This is a genomic window from Leisingera sp. CC-HEC093 (assembly GCF_059429195.1).
This window is the reverse complement of the sequence record NZ_JCAIJR010000001.1, coordinates 108,086-126,892: the sequence shown is the minus strand read 5'-3', so window position 1 is coordinate 126,892 and position 18,807 is coordinate 108,086. Positions and strand designations below refer to the sequence as shown.

The window sequence follows — 18,807 nt, the reverse complement described above, 5'->3', positions numbered from 1 at the left end:
GGGGCGCGGCCTTTTTCCTGGCTTGCCCGGCTCAGCCGCAGATGGCGAGAAGCGCAAGGAGGCCGGCAATCTCAGCCGCCTGCTGCGACGCCCCTAGAATATCACCGGTCTGGCCGCCGATCTTGGCCTTGGCCAGGGCGCCCAGACCCAGGGCGGCGGCGGCCATCGCCAGGGCTGCGCCAATTACTGCACCGCCCGCCAGCGGCAGCGACAGCACGATTGCCAGCCCGGCTGCCAGCAGGCAGGACAGGGCAGGGGGGCGGCCTACGGTTTGGGACAGCCCCGCCGCCCGCGCATTGGGCAGTGCCGCCATCAGCGCGGGCATCACGGCCCGGCTCATCATCGCCAGCGCCAGCAGCGGCCAGACGCCGGCGGTTGCAAACAGCGCGGACAGGGCGCTCCAGCGCAGGCCCAGCCCCAGGATCAGCGCAATCACCCCGTAGGCGCCGATGCGGCTGTCTTTCATGATCTCCAGCCGCCGCTGGCGGCTGAAACCGCCCCACAGCCCGTCGGCGGTATCGGCCAGCCCGTCTTCGTGCATTGCGCCGGTCAGCATCACCTGCACTGCCAGCGCCAGACCGGCGGCCACCATGGCGGGCAGGCCCGCCGCCAGCGCCAGCGCGGCCAGCAGTGCCGCGGGCAGCGCAACCGCGAGCCCGGCCAGCGGAAAGGCCCAGACCGCCCGGGACTGGCGCTGAAAGGCCTGCGGCGGCAGATGCGGCAGCGGCAGCCGGGTCAGCAGCACCAGCGCCAGCAGGATGTCTTTTGCCTGGATGTCGTTTTTTCGCATTCACGGGCCTATTGCAGTGCTTGCGGCGGGGGTGCCAGCAGGTAAACAGGGTGAAACCGCTTTATCCGTGTCACCCGCTCAGATGCAACGAGGCTTTCACATGCTGCCACAGCTTTCTTCCCTTGATGATTTCCGCGCCGCACTGGCTGGTGCCCCCACGCAGGATCAGACGGCGCTGAATGGCGCTGCTGAGCGCAACGGGCAGCTGACCAAGCCGCCGGGCGCGCTGGGGCGGCTGGAGGACCTGGCAGTGTGGTACGGCGGCTGGCGCGGCAGTGCGCGGCCGGAAATCGCCGCGCCGCAGGTGATTGTCTTTGCCGGCAACCATGGCGTGACCGCGCAGGGCGTGTCGGCATTCCCGCCAGAGGTCACAGCGCAGATGGTGATCAATTTTGAGCATGGCGGTGCTGCAATCAACCAGCTTGCCAAGCTGGCGGGTGCCCGCATGGATGTTCATGCGCTGGAACTGGACCGGCCGGCGGCCGACTTCACCAAAGGCGCGGCAATGAGCGGGGGCGAGCTGCTGGCGGCGCTGAGGGCGGGCTGGGACGCTGTAGATCCGAGCGCGGACCTGCTGGTGGTCGGGGAAATGGGTATCGGCAATACCACCCCGGCAGCGGCGCTGGCCTGTGCGCTGTTCGGCGGCGAGGCGGCGGACTGGACCGGCCGCGGCACCGGCGTGGATGATGCGGGCCTGGCCAATAAAACCCGCGTCGTCGCCGAGGGCGTTGCCCTGCACCGGAGCGCAATCCGCGACGGGCTGGACGCGCTGGCCTGTCTGGGCGGGCGCGAGATTGCCGCCATGGCGGGCGCCATTGCCGCGGCCCGTGTGCTGCGCATCCCGGTGATCCTGGACGGTTTCATCTGCTGCGCTGCGGCCGCCTGCCTGCTGCAGACTTCCGACGGGGCGCTGGACCACGCGGTGGCAGGCCATCAGAGCGCTGAGGGCGCGCATGCAGCCTTGCTGGCTAAACTGGGCAAAGAGCCGCTTTTGTCGCTCGGCCTGCGGCTGGGCGAGGCCTCCGGCGCGGCGCTGGCGATACAGGTGCTGAAAGGCGCCATTGCCTGCCACAGCGGCATGGCAACCTTTGCAGAAGCGGGGGTGGCCGGCGGCTGACACAGCCGCGCCAGCCCTGCGCACCAAAACAAAGCCCCGGCCAGTGCCGGGGCTTTCCTCATTCAGCAGCTTCAGCTGATTTTTTGCGCTTGCGCTCAGCCATTTCGAAGATTGCGCTTTCGATTGCCTTCTCCAGTTCCTGCGCGCGTTCGATATAGGCGGGATTCTGGCTGGCGGGCACGCCGGGCATCCAATGCTGTGCCAGGTCGCGCAGGTTCTGGCGGTCATGGGCATAGAAGGTCTGCGCCGCCTGCGCGGCCTCATATTCGCTGAGGCCGACGTTCTCCAGCACATAGCGGCCAGCGCGGACAGAGCTGTCGAACAGCTCCCGCACGATGTCGTCGGCGCCGGCCTGGTACAGCTCATAGACGTGATTGCGGTCCTTGGCGCGGGCGATGATGTGCAGGTCGGGATAGGCCCGGCGCACATAGGACACCATCTTGACCACGCCCTCCGGGTCATCCAGCGCCACCACAAAGACCTTGGCCTTGGCGATGCCCGCCGCTTTCAGCAGCTCCGGACGGGTGGGGTCGCCGAGGAAGCTCTTGACCCCGAAACGCCGCATCAGCTGCACCGCCTCCATGTCGTGATCCAGCACCACGGTTTTGAAGCCGCTGGCCTGCACCAGACGGTTGACGATCTGCCCGAACCGGCCAATGCCTGCGATAATCACCGGGCCTTCCTCGTCGATCTCATCCGGCTCAGGCGCCTGCAGCGGTTCGCCCATGCGTTTGGACAAAAGGTCGTAGGCGATAAACAGGAGCGGGGTGATCAGCATCGACAGCGCAATCACCAGCAGCAGTTTCTCCGACAGTGCTTCCGGCAGGACGTTGAGCTGGGTGGAGAAGGCCAGCAGCACAAAGCCGAATTCCCCGGCCTGGGCCAGGCTTAGGGTGAACAGCCACAGCCGGCGGCGGCGCAGGCCAAAGGCGTGGCCGACAGCAAACAGCACTGCACCCTTGGCCACGATGACCAGAAGCGCCAGGCCGATCAGGTCGCCCGGCTCGGCCAGAAACAGCCGGTAGTCGATACCAGCGCCCACGGTGATGAAAAACAAGCCCAAAAGCAGCCCTTTGAAGGGGTTGAGGTCGCTTTCCATCTCATGCCGGAATTCCGAGTTGGCCAGCACCACGCCTGCCAAGAAGGCGCCAAGCGCAGGCGACAGGCCGACCAGGGTCATCACGAATGAAATCCCGACCACGATCATCAGCGCCAGGGCGGTGTACATTTCACGCAGGTTTGAGGCGTGGATAAAGCGGAAAAGCGGCCGGGTCAGGTAGATGCCTGCCAGGACAATAAAGGCGATGGCAGCCAAGGTGACCAGCGCCACCGCCCAGCCCGGCAGCCCCTCAACCAGCGACAAGGAGCCATGGCCGCCGCCATGGCCGCCCGCGCCCTCGCGGCTGATGGAGCCGTCGGTGGAAAACTGGGGGATCGCGTAGCTGCCGAGAAGAGGCAGGAACGCCAGGATCGGAATCACTGCAATATCCTGCGTCAGCAGCACCGAGAAGGCGGCGCGGCCGCCGCCCGTGCGCATCAGCCCCTTTTCCGAAAGCGTCTGCAGAACAATCGCGGTAGAGGAGAGCGACAGCGCCAGGCCGACCGCGAGGCTGACATGCCAGGGCTCTCCTGCGGCCATGGCGGCGCCCATCAGGACAACCGTCGAGGCCGTAACCTGCATGCCGCCCAGGCCGATCAGCTTGTCCCGCATCGCCCAAAGCGCCCGCGGCTCCAGTTCCAGGCCGATCAGAAACAGCATCATGACCACGCCGAACTCGGCAAAATGGCGCAGATCCTCGGTTTCGGTGCCGGTCAGCCCCAGCACCGGCCCGATGGCAATGCCCGCCGCCAGATAGCCCAGCACCGAGCCAAGACCGAGCCGGGCCGCCAGCGGAACCGCGATGACGGCGGCGGCCAGATAAACCGTTGCCTGATAGAAAAACTCTTCCATAGAAAAGGTATCGCAAGCCTGCCCCGGGCTTGGCAATGGCTTTCCCGTCCGCGCCGCACAGTTGTGTGCAAAACGGCGCCTGCCGGGCGCTTACTGCTCCAGCATTCTGATTTCTTCGCTGAGTTTGCCGATCCGGTCCAGCCGCCGCGAGATCCGTTCCTGGAAGCCGCCCAGCTGGTCGATGATGTCCGCCAGGGTTTCGCCGGAATCAGTCAGCCGTGCGCTTTCGATCTTGAGCAGCACCCGGGTGGAGCTGAGGCCGAGGAAGTGCCGGTGCATGATCTGGCATGCGGCAGTGATGCGCGAGGCTTCGCTGTCCACCTCTTTCATGCCGTCTTCGGAGCGTTTGACCTGCTCTTTCACCAGATCGCTCAGAATCGTGCGCTCCCCCTCCATGTCCGCTTCGCCCAGATCGCGGCGTTCTTCCTGCAGCTGGTTGTCGCATTCGATCAGGATGCGTGCCATGCCTTCGACAAACAGGCTGCTATTCACGGAGGACTTGATTTTGGCAAAGTTGCTGTTCTCGCCCATTACGTGGGCACCGAACCAGTCCGACATCTGCCGCGACATCGCGCCATAGTTCTGCGACAGGACAGTGACTGGCCCACCGGACGGTTCAATGCGCGACGCCAGCACCCGCAAGTTATGCGGAATAGTGTGCATCGCATCAAAATCGGTGATCAGGCCTTCGGTTTCCTCCGCCAGGGTTTCCGCGTCCCGCAGCATGCTGTTCAGTTCCCGGATCCGGGCATGCGGCTGGCTACCCAGCCCCTGATCGCGTGCGATCAGCTCCTGGCTGAGCGCGTGGGCGGCAAACTGGTGGTAGTCCTCAAAGCCCTGGCCGGTTAGCCAATCGAGCAGATATCTGGCGCTGTCTTCCGGATTGACGCCCTCTTCCTTCTCGCGCTTCAGCATCTTGGCGTAAAGCCCGCGCACTTCGTCAAACAGCTTGCTGCTGGGCTTGATCCTGGCGGACAGGTAACCGCCCTGGCAGGGCACCACAACGGCGAAAACCCAGTAATACAGGCCGTCCTTGGCCTTGTTCTTGACATAGGCACCCATTGACTCGCCGCGCTGGATGGTCTCCCAGAACAGCGAAAACACGCCCTTGGGCATGTCGGGATGGCGGATAACCTTGTGCGGTGCGCCAATCAGCTCTTCCCAAGGGTAAGCGCCGACGCGGCGGAACACATAGTTGCCCGCCTGGATGACGCCGCGGCTGTCGGTTCTGGAAAAGAACACTTCGTTGAGGCCAAACGGTGCCTCACCGCTGGTCGGGCGGGTTTCAACACGGCGGTCTACAAAGGACACGGAACAGTTCCACTTTAGATTACAGCAGTCGTTACCGCATCCTTAGGCCGAATTCCTTCTCAGTTGGTTAAGTCGGCAGCGGCGCATCGCGTTTTAATTGTGCCATGACGATCTGGCTCTGCACCCGCGAAACGCCGGGATGGGGCAGCAAAATGTCGTGGATCAAGGCGTTCAGCGCCTGCAGGTCGGTGCAATAAACCCGCAGCAGATAGTCGGCCTCGCCGGTCATGGTCCAGGCAGAAGTGATCTGCGGCTGGCTGGCCACCAGGCGGGCAAATCCCTTGGACTGTTCAGGCCCGTGGCTGCCCAGATGCACCTGGATGAACCCTTGCACGGCCAGCCCAAGCTTGGCCGGGTTCAGCCGGGCGGCGTAGCCCTCGATAAGGCCCTCGGCCTCCAGCCGCTGCCGCCGCCGTCCGGCCTGACTGGGGGACAGGTTGAGAATCTCGCCCAGCTCCTGCGCTGTCAGATGGGCGTTCTTCTGCAGAGATGCGAGTAATTTGGTGTCTGTTGCGTCCAGCATGCGTAGTTTCCTCTTGTGTATGGTATTTGACGCGTAACATGCGCGCATTTCAAGGGTATGCTGCAAAACAACGCGGAAAACCTGCATCGCGAATGCGGTATTCTTGATGCAAGAATTCACATTGTCCCGCATGACATGAAGGAGACGCGCAATGGGTCCTTTCCCGCATAACGCCCCGAGATCCGAAATCACCCCGGAAAACCCCGCCGGCACTGATGGTTTTGAGTTTGTCGAGTTCGCAAGCCCCGAGCCGGAAGAACTGCGGGCGCTGTTTGCCCGCATGGGTTATGAACTGGTCGGCCACCGCAAGGACCAGCCGCTGGTGGAGCTGTGGCAGCAGGGCGATGTCACTTACATCCTGAACGCTGACCCTGAGAGCTTTGCTGCTAAGTTTGTCGACGAGCACGGCCCCTGCGCCCCGGCCATGGGCTGGCGCGTGGCTGATGCGCAAAAAGCGTTTGAGCACGCCGTGTCAAAAGGCGCTGAGGCTTACGAAGGGCCGGGCAAAGTCATGGATGTGCCTGCGATCAAAGGCATTGGCGGTTCGCTGCTCTACTTTATCGATCAGTATTATGACACCTCGCCCTACAATACGGAATTCGAGTGGCTGAAACAGTCCAAGCCGCGCGGCGACGGTTTCTATTACCTCGATCACCTGACCCACAACGTCTACAAGGGCAACATGGACAAGTGGTTCAAGTTCTACGAAGAGCTGTTCAACTTCAAGGAGATCCGGTTCTTTGACATCCAGGGCAAATTCACCGGCCTGTTCAGCCGCGCGCTGACCTCGCCCTGCGGCCGCATCCGGATCCCGATCAACGAGGACCGCGGCGAGACCGGCCAGATCGTTTCCTACCTGAAGAAATACAACGGCGAAGGCATCCAGCACATCGCGGTCGGCACCGAAGACATTTATGCCAGCACCGACGCGATTGCCGGCAAGGGCCTGAAGTTCATGCCCGGTCCGAACAACGCCTACTACGACATGTCCAAGGAGCGGGTGCGCGGCCATGACGAGCCGCTGGACCGCATGAAGAAACACGGCATCCTGATCGACGGCGAAGGTGTGGTGGACGGGGGCGAGACCCGTATCCTGCTGCAGATCTTCTCGAAAACCGTGATCGGGCCGATCTTCTTTGAGTTCATCCAGCGCAAGGGCGACGACGGCTTCGGCGAAGGCAACTTCAAAGCGCTGTTTGAATCGATTGAGCGCGAGCAGATCGAAAACGGTGAGATTGAGGCTGCAGAATAAGCGCCACAGTAAACCGGAAGACACCCGGGTAATGCCGGGCCTGCGATGCGGGCCCGGCTTTTTTGGGCCGGCTCGCAGGACAGGGGGGGGCCTCGCAGGACAGAGGGGCAGGGAGCCCCGCATCGGGAGTAACAGGCAAGCTGAAAGGGCGGGCCGCAGCGGAGTACCGGCGGGCCGGTACAGGATGCGGAAACCTGCCCGCAGAACGAGTGCCGTTTTAGCCGGAATATCTGCCTGAACTTGTTGGCTTAGCCGTTGGGCATCGTCAGGGTGCGGTTGCGGCCGCCTTTCTGGTACTGCAGCTGGCTTTCGCCAATGGCAATCACCCGGCCACCGTCAATACGGTCGCCGACCTTCACCTTCTTGTACCGGCCGGAGGGCAGCCGCACCAGCGCGCGGCGATTTGCGGCGGTGCCGTAAACCCCGATCAGGTTCAGCTTGCGCAGGTTGATGGCTTTGTTGACGGTGGCGCGGCGGGCAACCGATGCGCTGGTCGGAATGCGCGGCGGCGTGGCTGCTGCGGCGGCCGGCACGGCTGTTGCTGTCTGCACCTGGTTCTGAGCGTTGCGGCGGGCGCGGTCGACCAGATTGGCGAAATTGGCAGGCCGGCTGCGCGGCACGACTGAGGACGCGATCGCCTGCGCGGTGACCGGCAGCGCTTCCTCTTCGGCTGGCTTCAGGCTTGCGGGGCGCTTGCGCGGGCGCAGGCTGGCCAGTTCGGCACGGCTCAGACCGCCATTTTGGGCCCGCTCAACCTGCTCCGCCAGGTTTTCCGGCCGGGCTTTGGGACGCTTGCGCGACAGCACCTGGTTGCGGGCGACTTCCTCCGCCAGCGCTTCGGCAGCCGGATCGCCGCGGTCCGGCGCGGGCGGTGGTACCTTCTTAGGGCGGCCGAGATACACCGTGATGCCATCGGGATTTATCGCGCCTTCCGGTGTGGCCTTGACCAGCCCGCGCGCGTCCAGGTCAAACGCAGACCCTGCGGCGGCGGGGGAGGCGATGGCGCCCGGAACGTCGTCCCGGGCAAAGGATCCGGAGGGCGGCAGCGCCACCGCGTCAGCGGCGATCTCTGTGTTGTCGACTGAGGCGGTGTACAGCTCATCAAGGCCCGCTGCTGCGGGGGTACCGTCCAGTTCCGGCGCCACGGTCCAGACACCGGTGGCCGCATAGCGTGCGGCCTGGGCCAATTCATCCAGCGGCTCCGGCTCCGCGTTTTCAGCGGCACCGGGCAGCAGCGCTTCTGAGTCCAGAAAAGCGCTGCCGGTGCCTCGTTCCGGCAGATCCGCCCCGTCGGCCGCTGCTTCCGCTTCAGCTGAGGGAGCCGCACCGGTCTCCTCAGCCTCCGGCAATGCGGTTGCGCCTGGGTCTTGCAAACCCGGGTCGGGCTGATCTGCCAGCACACTGACCTGCGGCGCAATGGATTCCGGCTGGCCGCCAGAGCCAAGGGAAGGGGCTGCTGCGGTTCCTCCGGCCTGGCCGCTGCCGGTGCTGAGCGCCGGGGCAGGGGCCAGATTCCGGTTGTCCGCAGGGCGGGTGTCAAAGAAACCATCTCCGCCGAACACGGCCCAGACCGCGGCCGCGGCCAGCAACATCAGCAGCAAGGCTGCCAGAGCGAGGCTGAGGCGGCGTGGTTTGCCAGCGCTGGTTTTCTTGCGATCCGCAGCAGGCTCCGGCGGCAGGGCCGAAGCTGCCGGGGAAGGCGCACGCAAGGCGGCAGGCGCTGGCGGGATCGTTCGCGCCGGCGCGGGCGGCCCTGCCGTCTCCTGCACCAAGTCTGCACTTGGGGCACCCAGCGGTTTGACCCGTGGCGGTGCGTCCGCGGGCTGGAACCCCGTTTTCAGCGCTGCCGCAGCCTTCCCTTGTGCGGCGGCGCTGCCAGATTCGGGGGCCGGCGGTACGGTTTCGCTTTTTTCTTCGGGTGCTGCAGGCGGCTGGCTGGTGTCTCCCGAAGCCCCGGGCGCCGGAGCGGCGGCCGCTTGGGCAGCGGGCGGCAGAACTAACGGCGGCGCAGCGGGCGGTTTGGCAGGTGCCGCATCCTTGGGCTTGTCCGGTCCGGTGTCCTGCTTCGGGTCCGCAGCCGCGGCAACGTCTCTGTCACTCTTCTCAGGCGCAGATTGCGCCACCGCCGCAGGCTGCGCAGGTTCCTCTTGCGCCGGGTTTACTGCAACTGACGCTGCTTTGCCTTCGGTGCCGGGTTCACTTTCAGCCTCAACGGCAGCTTCAATCTCAGCCTCAGCCTCAGCCTCAGCCTCAACGGCAGCTTCAAACTCAGCCTCTGCCTCAGCGTCGGGTGCGGGCAGAGCCGCAGGGCCGATCACCTCAACTGCCTGATTGTCCGGTTCCACCTCGGTGCCGCGGATCGCGCGGGTGGTGCCAAAGAAAGGCTCGCCCTGAAACCCGTTGTCCTCTGGTGCGGCCACAAAACTGACAGGGCCGAACCCGTGTTCGACCGCAAAGGTTTCTGCCTCATCCAGCGTTTCCAGCGCCACTGCGGCCACATGGGTCACGCCGCCATTGGCGCAGATGTCAAACGCCAGGTCATCCACCGAATACGGCGTGGCCCCTTCCAGCGCCTGCCGCGCCGCCTCAATCCGCCCGCCGGCAGGCAAATCGCCGGTTTCAACGCTCAGATAGCGGATCTGGTCATTGGGCAGGATCAGCTTGGTATGGATTCCGCCGGGCGCCAGTTTCAGCGCATCAGCACGCATTGCCGCCAGTGCGGCGGGCAGATCCTCGGTGTCAAACGGCGTGCTGGCAACGCTCCGCCAGCCGTCCTTGTCACGGTAGATCAGCGCAATCCCGTCAGCGGAGAGCGAAAGAGCAAAAGCAGGTTTCATGCTTTGGGTCAAACCATCCAAATCCATACTGCCCGGGGCTGCCTGGCGTGCCCGGAGTTTTGCCGCGGACCTTAAAGCAGGAACCTGCCGAGTTAAAGGAAAAGACGGGCTGCCGGCCTTGCGGTCGGCGGATTGCCGTCCCCATGTAAAAGGCATTCGCAAAGGAGCTTTTCAGGATGAATGCAAAGAAACTTCTGGCAGCGGCACTGATGCTGTCGATGAGCGCGGGCGCACTGGCAGCAAGCGAGGCAGCAGCCCCGCGGCAGATCACCGTCAGTGGCGAAAGCACCCTGCAGGTGGCGCCTGAACTTGCAACCATCACCCTGGGCGTGACGGAGGAGGCTGAGGAAGCCGCCGCCGCCATGGCCGCGGTGTCGGAGGCGATGGGCACGGTTATTGCCCGGCTTAAGGATGCGGGCATCGCCGCAGAGGACATGCAGACCCAGCAGATATCCATGCATCCGGTCTGGTCGCAGGACCGCTCATACGACAGCGGCGGGCGGCGCGAGATCACCGGTTTCCAGGCGTCCAATACGCTGATGGTACGGGTGCGCGATCTGGATGGGCTGGGACCGGTGCTGGATAAGGTGCTGGCGGCCGGCGCCAACCGGTTTCAGGGGCTGAGCTTCGGCGTCGAGGAACCCTCGGAGATCACCGATAGGATCCGCGGCGAGGCGGTGAAGGATGCGATCCGCAAGGCGCAGCAGCTGGCGGAGGCGGCCGGCATGGAGCTGGGCCCGGTGCGCTCGATCTCCGAACACGGCAACGGCGGCGGGCCGCGGCCGATGATGGCGATGGACATGGCGCGCCAGGAGTCGATGCCGGTCGAGGCAGGGGAACTAACGTTCACGCATAATGTCTCGGTGGTGTTCGACATGGCCGTGCCGGGCGACGGGCAAGACGAATAGTAAAAAAGGCCGGGCAGGGCGCCCGGCCTTTCATTTTCTGGCTTGGCAGTATCTCAGCTGCTGGCCTTGGCCAGTGCCTGATCCAGGTCGCGGATCAGGTCGTCCGCATCCTCAATCCCGATCGACACGCGCACCACATTCGGGCCGGCGCCTGCCGCTTCCTGCTGTTCCGGGGTCAGCTGACGGTGGGTGGTGGACGCAGAGTGGATGATCAGCGACCGGGTGTCGCCCAGGTTCGCCACATGGCTGAAGATCTCCAGCGCATCCACCAGCTTGACGCAGGCTTCGTAGCCGCCCTCGACTGCAAAGGTGAACAGGCCGCCGGTGCCTTTGGGATAGCAGGCCTGCGCGCGCTCGTAATAGGGGGAGGATGGCAGCCCGGCATAGGTCACGTATTCGACCCGGTCATCGTTCTCGAGCCACTCCGCGACCTTGCGGGCGTTTTCGCAATGGCGCTGCATCCGCAGGGACAGGGTCTCGACCCCCATCAGCGTGTAATGCGCTGCCTGCGGGTTCATTGTCATGCCCAGGTCGCGCAGGCCGATGGCAATCCCGTGGAAGGTAAAGGCCAGCGGGCCGAAAGTCTCATGGAACTTGAGCCCGTGATAGGCCGGCTCCGGCGCCGACAGGGACGGAAATTTTTCGTTCGCCGACCAGTCGAACTTACCGCTGTCCACGATGCAGCCGCCGGTGACGGTGCCGTTGCCGGTCAGGTATTTGGTGGTGGAATGCACCACCAGCGTCGCGCCGTGCTCAATCGGACGGCACAGGTAGGGCGTGGCAGAGGTGTTGTCGACAATCAGCGGGATACCTGCGCTGTCGGTGATGTCCGCCAGCGAGCGGATGTCTGTCACATAACCGCCAGGGTTGGCCACAGATTCGCAAAACACCGCGCGGGTGTTTTCGTCGATAGCCGCCTTTACCGCGTCCAGATCATCAGTGTCGACAAATTTCGCCGACCAGCCAAAGCGCTTGATCGTTTGGCTGAACTGGGTGACCGTGCCGCCGTACAGCCGGGTTGAGGCGACCACGTTGCAGCCCGGCCCCATCAGCGGGAACAGCGCCATGATCTGCGCTGCATGGCCGGAGGAGCAGCAGACCGCACCGGCGCCGCCCTCCAGCGTTGCCAGCCGCTCCTGCAGCACGGCAACGGTGGGGTTGGTCAGGCGGGAATAGATGAAGCCGACTTCCTGCAGGTTGAACAGCGCAGCCGCGTGTTCGGCATCGCGGAAGACATAAGCGGTGCTCTGATAGATCGGCGTCTGCCGCGCGCCGGTGGCCGGATCCGGTTTGGCGCCGGCGTGGATCTGCAAGGTGTCGAAGCCATAGGACGGGGCGTCGGTCATCTGTGGGTCTCCCTGAAAGCTCTTCTGTTTCGCGCGCACCACAGCATGGCTGAATGCAGAAGGCAATCGCGCCAATGCCGCAGAGAGTGCCCCGGGCCCGGTGCAGGCTGCGATGCGGCACCGGCGCGGGCAGGTCATCAAATGCCAGGAACCGCGCAGTCTTTTGAAACAGTCAGTGGCCGGGCGGGCTTCGGCTTCTTGAGGCCTGTTAGGCAAGAGGCAGCTGAGGCGGAGAGCATTTTCCACGGTCGTCAGCGCTGCCTGGATGGGGTCCAGCAGAATTTCCGGCGCGTTTCTTGCGCTGGAACCTTGAGCGAAACCAATATGTTAGCTGAAGTAGTGGTGCCCCCACACGGACTCGAACCGCGGACCTACTGATTACAAATCAGTTGCTCTACCAGCTGAGCTATAGGGGCACTTAGCTGTGAAACCGCGCTTACCATTCTTCGCGGTGCCGCTGCAAGAGGTCTTTTTCAGCAAAAAGCAAGGATCCGGCCAAGCAGGGGCGCCGCGCATTCGGAGGGCGCCCGCAGGGGCTGATCCTGGAAATGCCGGCGCGGCCTTGCGGCGGCGGGCCCGGAATTTTCGACCGCCAGCCGTGGGCCGGATCCGGTGGCTGGCGCGCGGTTATTGCAGCGGCTGGCCGTTGCGCCCGAAGGTCAGGATTTCGGTGCTCAGATCGTCATAGGTGACCTCGACAGAAACCTGTTGGATTGAGCCCAGCGGATAGCCGCGGTACGGCAGGCCGTCTTCTTCTTTGATCATGTTGGGAAAGCCTTCGTCCAGATGGCAGTCCGGCAGCGGCCAAAGGTCCGGCGTCTGGCCGTTTACCCCGAGTTTGACCTGCGCCAGCCCGCAGCGCCAGGACCACAGGTGGGTGACATAGAGCAGGTCCTGGCCGTCGAATTCGCGCACATGGATCCAGTTGGCGTGGGTGGCGGCCAGGACCGGCTTCACTTCCAGCGCGGTGGTGAAGCGGTCGGCGGCCTCCTGCGGTTCTGCGGCCAGTGCGGTTTGCGCCGCCGATGCGTCCGGCGCGCCGCCCTCTGCTCCGGGCTGCGCCGAAGCTGCAATGATCGCCACGATCACATCTATCATAGTCTGTCTCCGCTTGCGGCGCCCTTTGCGTCACAGGGCTGCCCGAATGTCCCATTGTCCTGTTGCGCGGCTTCCTGTCGGCTTATAGCTATCATAACAGGCAGATCTGGCTGCGCCCTTAACGGCAGTCCTAACCGCCCGGCAGAGACGGAAAACGGGGAAAACAATGGCAAATGCCCCCTTCAATGTGATGATCGTCGGCCAATCGGGCCGGCTGCAGTATGAGGCGTTGCTGTTTGCCGCGTCGCTGCGCCAGTGTTCCCCGGGGTTTGCCGGCCGCCTGCTGGTGGCCGTGCCGCAGCCGGGGCCGCAGTGGGACAAGGACCCGAGCATCCGCAATCAGGACGTGCTGCAGGCGCTTGCGGATCTGGGCGCAGAGATTCTGCCGTTTGAAAACGCCGTGTTCGGGTCGGCTTACCCCTATGGCAACAAAATCGAAGCACTGCAGATGATGCCGCAGGGCGAGCCGTTTGTGTTCTTCGATACCGACACTCTGATCACCGGCGAACTCACCGAAGTGCCGTTTGATTTCTCCCGCCCCTCGGCCTCCCGCAGGGTGGAGGGCACCTGGCCCAAGCCGACGCTGTACGGGCCGGGATATGCCGGGATCTGGCAGGCGCTGTATTCCCGCTTCGGCCTGGATTTCCAGTCCAGCCTCGACCTCAGCCAGCCGGATGAATACTGGAAACGCTACCTCTACTTCAATGCAGGCTTTTTCTATGGCGCCTGCCCGCGGATCTTTGGCACGCGGTTTCTGGATTATGCGCAATCTGTCCGGAACGACCCGCCGCCGGAACTGGTGGGGCAAAGCCTGGACCCTTGGTTGGACCAGATTGTGCTGCCGCTGGTGATCCACTCCTTTGGCGGCGGCCGCGATGCGTTGGCGGCGGACTGTCTCGATGGCGAAACCAGCTGCCACTACCGCCTGTTCCCGCTGCTGTATGCGCGCGAAAGCGACCGCGTGGTGGAGCTGCTGCACCAGATTGCCGCACCCAACCGAATCAAGAAGGTGCTGAAAGGCTACGAGCCGATAAAGCGCATGGTGTACCAGGGCCGCGGCGAAAAAGTTCGGGCGCTGTTCGACCGCGCAAACCTGCCGCGGCGCGAGCAGGCCATCCGCAACCGGATCAAGTCCGAGGGCTTGTGGATGCGCTGAAGCGGGTCAGCCGCGGAGTGCCCGCTCGATACTGCGGGCAAATTGCAGCAGCCGCGCGTCCGATCCCTTCGGCCCGGTGATATGCAGCCCCGCCGGCATCCCATCCGCAGAACGCCCAAAGGGGATCGAGATTGAGGGCAGCTCCATCGGCGGGGTCAGCGTCACCGTGCGCCAGTCCTCAGTAATCTCCCCGTCGCGCAGGTCCGCGGAAAACGGCATACCCGTGGCGGTGGGCCAGAGGGCGAAGTCATAGCATTCGAAAAAGGCGGTTACGTCCGTCCAGACCCGGGCGCGGGTGGTCTGATAGGCAATCAGCTCCGCCAGGCCGCGTCCTTCGGCCTGGGCGCAGGCGGTGCGGAAGCTTTCACCTGCCAGAGTCATGTCCGGCTGCAGCGCCGCGCGGATCTGCAGCGCGCACTGGCCGCGGATGATATCGCCATGCGCCAGCAGCGGCTCAAGGGGCGGCGCGTCATCTGCCACTTGCCAGCCCAAGTCCTGGCAAAGCCGTTCAGCCGGGGCAATTGCGGCCTGCACCGATGGCTCCACGACGGCACCAAAGGGGGACAGCGACAGCGCCACCCGGCCAGTGCGCCGGGCAGGGGCTTCTTCCAGATCTGCCAGCCGCGGCAGCATCTGCCAGAACCCCAGCGGCTGGCAGGCCGTATTGCCCTGCATCACCTCCAGCATCAGCACCAGGTCCCGCACCGTCCGCGCCATCGGCCCCGGCACCGACAACCCGTCAAAGGGCGCCGGGTTCGGGCCATAGGGGATCAGGCCGGAGGTCGGGCGCAGCCCTGCAACCCCGCACCAGGCGGCAGGCGTGCGGGTGCTGCCGCCAAGGTCAGAACCATCGGCCAGAGCCGCCATGCCTGCCGCCAGCGCTGCCGCCGCGCCGCCGGAACTGCCTGCCACCGATTTCCGGGGGTTCAGCGGGTTGCGGGTGGTGCCGGACACCAGACTGGCTGTCTGGCCGGACAGGGTGAATTCCGGCGTGTTGGTCTTGCCGGTGATCACTGCGCCCGCCGCCCGCAGCCGCGCCACATGCAGCGCGTCATACTGCGGCACATGGGTTGCAAAGCTTTTTGACCCCCAGGTGGTGCGCAACCCTTTGGTTTCGAAGCAGTCCTTGACGGCAACCGGCAGCCCGTGCAGCGGCCCGGCAAATTCGCCGCGCGCTGCCATCATATCCAGCTCCGCAGCCCGCATCTCTGCGGCCTCCCAGTTCAGGGTGACAAAGGCGTTGACCGCACTTTCCCGTGCCTCGGTCTGCGCTGTATGGGCTGCCAGCACCTCCCGCGCGCTTAGCTTCCGTGCGCGCAGATTGGCGGCCATTGCTTCGGCGCTAAGCGCTATGATGTCTGACATGCGGCGGGTCTCCCGGTCCAGGCGGTAGCGGTGTTGCCGCGACCCTAGGGAGCTTGCCCGCGCTGCTCCGTCCTGAAACCGGCCTGCAAACAGCCTGCCAGCGACTTTGCTGCTTCAGCGGCGCAGCCAGCGGTGGACGCAGAGCTTGGCTTTGCCGCAGGCAGCGGCCAAATCAGCACCCTGCGCCAAATGGCAGGCAATGGCGGTGGCAAGGCTGCATCCCGTGCCGCGTTTTGAAACGGGCAGCCGCAGCGCCGTAAAGGGCGTGGCAGAGCCGGCCCTTGCAAACAGCAGGTCGGTGCTCGTGCTGCCGGCAGCATGGCCGCCCTTGACCAGTACCGCCTGCACGCCCTGGGCCAGCAATGCTTCGGCCTGCGCCTCTATAGTGCCGCCAGTGCCGGAAAGCGTTTCCAGTTCCGCCGTGTTCGGCGTGACCAGCGCCGCGTGGCGCAGCAGGGCACCAAACCCGTCCGCTTCCATCAGCGTGCCGCCGGAACTTGCCTTCAGCACCGGGTCCAGCACGATGGGCAGACCCTCTGGCAGGGCTGCCGCAACCGTGCTTGCCGCGGCGGCACAGCCCAGCATGCCAATCTTCACAGCCGCCGGTGCCGGCTGCGTTGCCAGGGCGGCGGACATCTGGTCTGCCACAGCCTGCGGCCGGCAGGGGTGGATGCTCAGAACCGCCTCATCGGTCTGCACAGTGACGGCTGTCACCACCGGCCGGACCGTGACGCCCAGCTCTGCTGCCATCGCTGTATCCCGCGTCAGCCCGGCACCGCCGCTGCTGTCGGTGCCGCCAATGGCCAGGATCACCGTCATGTGCTGTCTCCGGCGGCAAGCAGGGCCAGATCGCTGTATCCCGCCTGCTGAAGATCCTGCGCCGCGCCCCAGGCGCGCAGCCCGCTGCGGCAGCACAGCACGATCCGCCCGTTACGCGGCAGCTCCGCCGCTGTCAGCTCCGCCCGCGTGATCCGCCGGGCCTGCGGCACTGGCAGCCGCGGCGCCTCGGCCGCATCCCGCAACTCGATCACCGTGTCCTGGGCGGTGATGTGGCAAGCGGCGATAAAGGGCAGGGCCTCTTCCGGCTCCTCCGCTTCGTCAAAGCGGAAGGAGCTCACCTGCAATTCGCCCATCCGGAAAACAAGCAGCTGCCCCCGCGGGGACGGCTGATGCCCCAGTAGCGCCTTCAGTGCCAGTTGCGCCTGCAAGGCCCCGATCATGCCCACCACCGGGCCCATCACCCCCGCAGTTGCACAGGTCGCTGCCTGCGCGGGCAAGTCCGGGAACACTGCCCGCAGCGACGGCCCGCCGCCGCAAAAACCGCCGGCATATCCCGACTGTCCCAGTGCAGAGGCAGAAATCAGCTCCTTGCCCTGCCGCCGGCATTCATCAGAGAGGACATAGGACACTGCAAAACTGTCCGCCGCATCCACCACCAGATCCGCACCCGCGATACGTGCGGCGGCATTGGCGGCATCAAGGCGCTGCACCTGCGCCGTCACCTCCAAACCCGGATTGACCGCCAGCAGGCGCTGCCGGGCCGCTTCTGCTTTGGGTAAGCCAAGGTCCGCCATGGAATAAAGCACCTGCCGGTGCAGGTTGCTCTCCTCCACAGCGTCGCCATCCATGACCGTGATCCGTCCAACCCCGGCACCGCCCAGGTATTGCAGCACAGGACAGCCAAGCCCCCCGGCGCCGACCACCAGCACATGGGCACGGGCCAGCCGCGCCTGGCCCTCGGCACCCACCTCCGGCAGGATCATCTGGCGCGCATAGCGGCTCATTCCTCTTCCCGGATCCGGCAGGCCTGCACCCATTCGCGGGTGCGGGCCTCAGGATCTTCGGCAATTTGGATGTCTGTCACCACTGCCGCGCTGTCGGCGCCTGCGGCAAACACCCCCGGCAGCCGCTCCGGCGTCAGCCCGCCAATGGCAACCAGCGGCACATCGCCTGCCATCTGTTTCCAGCGCGTCACCCGCTCCAGCCCCTGCGGCCCCCATTTCATCTTTTTCAAGAGCGTCGGATAGACCGGCCCCAGCGCCACATACTCCGGCCCAAGGGACAGGGCACGGTCCAGCTCCGCCTCGTCATGGGTCGACAGACCGAAACGCACCCCTTTGCGGCGCAGCGCGGCAAAATCGGCGGTGTCCATGTCCTCCTGCCCCAGATGCACAAAGCTGCAGTTCAGGTCCAGCGCCGCCTGCCAATAGTCATTGACCACCAGCTGCGCATCATGCACTGCGCAGAAATCCCGGGCCCGGGCGATCTGACGGCGCACCTCAGTCTCTGGCTGATCCTTGATACGAAGCTGCACCAGTTTGACCCCGTGCGGCACCAGCAGCTCCAGCCGACCGACATGGCCCGTAATCAGATAGAAACGCTCCATCACGCGAACTCCGCCAGGCCAAGGACAGGGGTCGAGGGCACCGCCATATCGCGCCGCTCCATCGGGTCAGCCGCGAACCCTGCGCGGCCTGTCTCAACCGCCAAAGCCATCGCGCGGGCCATCCCGGCAGGATCGCCGGCCTTGGCGACCGCAGTGTTCAGCAGCACTGCGTCCATGCCCAGCTCCATAGCCTGCACCGCATCCGAGGGCCGTCCGATCCCGGCATCAACAATCAGCGGCACCCCCGGAAAATGCGCCCGCATCGCGCGCAAGGCATCCGGATTGCGCAATCCCTGGCCAGAGCCGATCGGTGCGCCCCAGGGCATCAGCACTTCGCAGCCTGCGTCCAACAGCCTCTCGCCCGCCACCAGATCATCGGTGGTATAGGGGAACACCTGGAACCCCTCAGCGCATAAGATGCGCGCCGCCTCCACCAGACCGAACACATCCGGCTGCAGCGTGTCGGAATGACCGATCACCTCCAGCTTGATCCAGGGTGTGCCAAACAGCTCCCGTGCCATATGCGCCGTTGTCACCGCCTCCTGCACCGAATGACAGCCGGCCGTGTTGGGCAGAATGCGGCAGCCGGTTTCCCGCAAACTGTCCCAGAAGCCTGCACCGGAGCCATCGGCGGTCTCCCGGCGCAAGCTGACGGTGATAATCTCCGTGCCGCTGGATTTCACCGCCTCTGCCAGAACAGCGGGCGAAGGGTATTGCGCAGTGCCCAGCAGCAGGCGCGAGGTGATTTCGGTTCCGTAGATCTGCAT

16 protein-coding genes and 1 tRNA gene are annotated in these 18,807 nt (G+C 65.0%); 4 read left to right on the top strand and 13 right to left on the bottom strand.

From position 1 onward, the window contains the following. Positions 1 to 31 precede the first annotated feature (31 nt). Positions 32 to 790, bottom strand: a complete 759-nt coding sequence (cobS, locus tag AC5STB_RS00595; protein ID WP_495441038.1) for an adenosylcobinamide-GDP ribazoletransferase — start codon at positions 788 to 790, stop codon at positions 32 to 34. A 100-nt stretch (positions 791 to 890) separates the two neighbouring features. Here cobS and cobT point away from each other — a divergent pair, with 100 nt between their 5' ends. Then, entirely contained in the window at positions 891 to 1,907 is a 1,017-nt protein-coding gene (gene cobT, locus AC5STB_RS00590) for a nicotinate-nucleotide--dimethylbenzimidazole phosphoribosyltransferase (RefSeq protein WP_495441037.1), read from the top strand. 58 nt (positions 1,908 to 1,965) lie between these two features. Here the strand turns inward: cobT and AC5STB_RS00585 are convergent, their stop codons facing one another. From AC5STB_RS00585 to AC5STB_RS00575, 3 genes are all read right to left on the bottom strand, one after another. Next, entirely contained in the window at positions 1,966 to 3,858 is a 1,893-nt protein-coding gene (locus AC5STB_RS00585) for a cation:proton antiporter domain-containing protein (RefSeq protein ID WP_495441036.1), read from the bottom strand. Positions 3,859 to 3,948: 90 nt separating this feature from the next. Then, complete coding sequence (locus tag AC5STB_RS00580; protein WP_495441035.1) at positions 3,949 to 5,169, bottom strand: PAS domain-containing protein; 1,221 nt, start codon at positions 5,167 to 5,169, stop codon at positions 3,949 to 3,951. A gap of 67 nt (positions 5,170 to 5,236) precedes the next feature. Beyond that, positions 5,237 to 5,692, bottom strand: coding sequence for an Lrp/AsnC family transcriptional regulator (locus tag AC5STB_RS00575; protein ID WP_495441034.1), 456 nt, complete (start codon positions 5,690 to 5,692; stop codon positions 5,237 to 5,239). Positions 5,693 to 5,843: 151 nt separating this feature from the next. Here AC5STB_RS00575 and hppD point away from each other — a divergent pair, with 151 nt between their 5' ends. Further along, on the top strand, positions 5,844 to 6,944 hold the full coding sequence (hppD, locus tag AC5STB_RS00570; protein WP_495441033.1) for a 4-hydroxyphenylpyruvate dioxygenase: 1,101 nt from the start codon (positions 5,844 to 5,846) through the stop codon (positions 6,942 to 6,944). A gap of 248 nt (positions 6,945 to 7,192) precedes the next feature. Here hppD and AC5STB_RS00565 read toward each other — a convergent pair whose 3' ends face one another. After that, positions 7,193 to 9,781: a hypothetical protein gene (locus AC5STB_RS00565; RefSeq protein ID WP_495441032.1), complete on the bottom strand. Its 2,589-nt coding sequence runs from the start codon at positions 9,779 to 9,781 to the stop codon at positions 7,193 to 7,195. A gap of 176 nt (positions 9,782 to 9,957) precedes the next feature. Here AC5STB_RS00565 and AC5STB_RS00560 point away from each other — a divergent pair, with 176 nt between their 5' ends. Beyond that, a complete protein-coding gene (locus AC5STB_RS00560) occupies positions 9,958 to 10,689 on the top strand; it encodes an SIMPL domain-containing protein (RefSeq protein ID WP_495441031.1) in 732 nt (243 codons plus the stop codon). Between the two features lie 53 nt (positions 10,690 to 10,742). Here AC5STB_RS00560 and AC5STB_RS00555 read toward each other — a convergent pair whose 3' ends face one another. From AC5STB_RS00555 to AC5STB_RS00545, 3 genes are all read right to left on the bottom strand, one after another. Next, positions 10,743 to 12,035: an O-acetylhomoserine aminocarboxypropyltransferase/cysteine synthase family protein gene (locus AC5STB_RS00555; protein ID WP_495441030.1), complete on the bottom strand. Its 1,293-nt coding sequence runs from the start codon at positions 12,033 to 12,035 to the stop codon at positions 10,743 to 10,745. 340 nt (positions 12,036 to 12,375) lie between these two features. Next, positions 12,376 to 12,451, bottom strand: a tRNA-Thr gene (locus tag AC5STB_RS00550). Positions 12,452 to 12,662: 211 nt separating this feature from the next. Beyond that, positions 12,663 to 13,133, bottom strand: a complete 471-nt coding sequence (locus AC5STB_RS00545) for a hypothetical protein (protein WP_495441029.1) — start codon at positions 13,131 to 13,133, stop codon at positions 12,663 to 12,665. A 166-nt stretch (positions 13,134 to 13,299) separates the two neighbouring features. On the opposite strand from AC5STB_RS00545, the gene AC5STB_RS00540 reads away from it, so the two are divergent. After that, the gene (locus AC5STB_RS00540) at positions 13,300 to 14,289 is read left to right on the top strand and encodes a GT-B fold glycosyltransferase domain-containing protein (protein ID WP_495441028.1); all 990 of its coding nucleotides are present in this window, start codon (positions 13,300 to 13,302) and stop codon (positions 14,287 to 14,289) included. Between the two features lie 6 nt (positions 14,290 to 14,295). Here the strand turns inward: AC5STB_RS00540 and AC5STB_RS00535 are convergent, their stop codons facing one another. From AC5STB_RS00535 to AC5STB_RS00515, 5 genes are all read right to left on the bottom strand, one after another. Next, on the bottom strand, positions 14,296 to 15,654 hold the full coding sequence (locus AC5STB_RS00535; RefSeq protein ID WP_495441027.1) for an amidase: 1,359 nt from the start codon (positions 15,652 to 15,654) through the stop codon (positions 14,296 to 14,298). Positions 15,655 to 15,768: 114 nt separating this feature from the next. Further along, positions 15,769 to 16,473, bottom strand: coding sequence for a bifunctional hydroxymethylpyrimidine kinase/phosphomethylpyrimidine kinase (gene thiD, locus AC5STB_RS00530; RefSeq protein ID WP_495441026.1), 705 nt, complete (start codon positions 16,471 to 16,473; stop codon positions 15,769 to 15,771). Beyond that, complete coding sequence (locus tag AC5STB_RS00525) at positions 16,470 to 17,438, bottom strand: ThiF family adenylyltransferase (protein ID WP_495441025.1); 969 nt, start codon at positions 17,436 to 17,438, stop codon at positions 16,470 to 16,472. Before AC5STB_RS00525 ends, thiD begins: the two co-directional genes overlap by 4 nt. After that, positions 17,435 to 18,040, bottom strand: coding sequence for a thiamine phosphate synthase (locus AC5STB_RS00520; RefSeq protein WP_495441024.1), 606 nt, complete (start codon positions 18,038 to 18,040; stop codon positions 17,435 to 17,437). The genes AC5STB_RS00525 and AC5STB_RS00520 overlap by 4 nt, the downstream gene beginning before the upstream one ends. After that, on the bottom strand, positions 18,040 to 18,807 hold the full coding sequence (locus tag AC5STB_RS00515) for a thiazole synthase (RefSeq protein ID WP_495441023.1): 768 nt from the start codon (positions 18,805 to 18,807) through the stop codon (positions 18,040 to 18,042). The genes AC5STB_RS00520 and AC5STB_RS00515 overlap by 1 nt, the downstream gene beginning before the upstream one ends.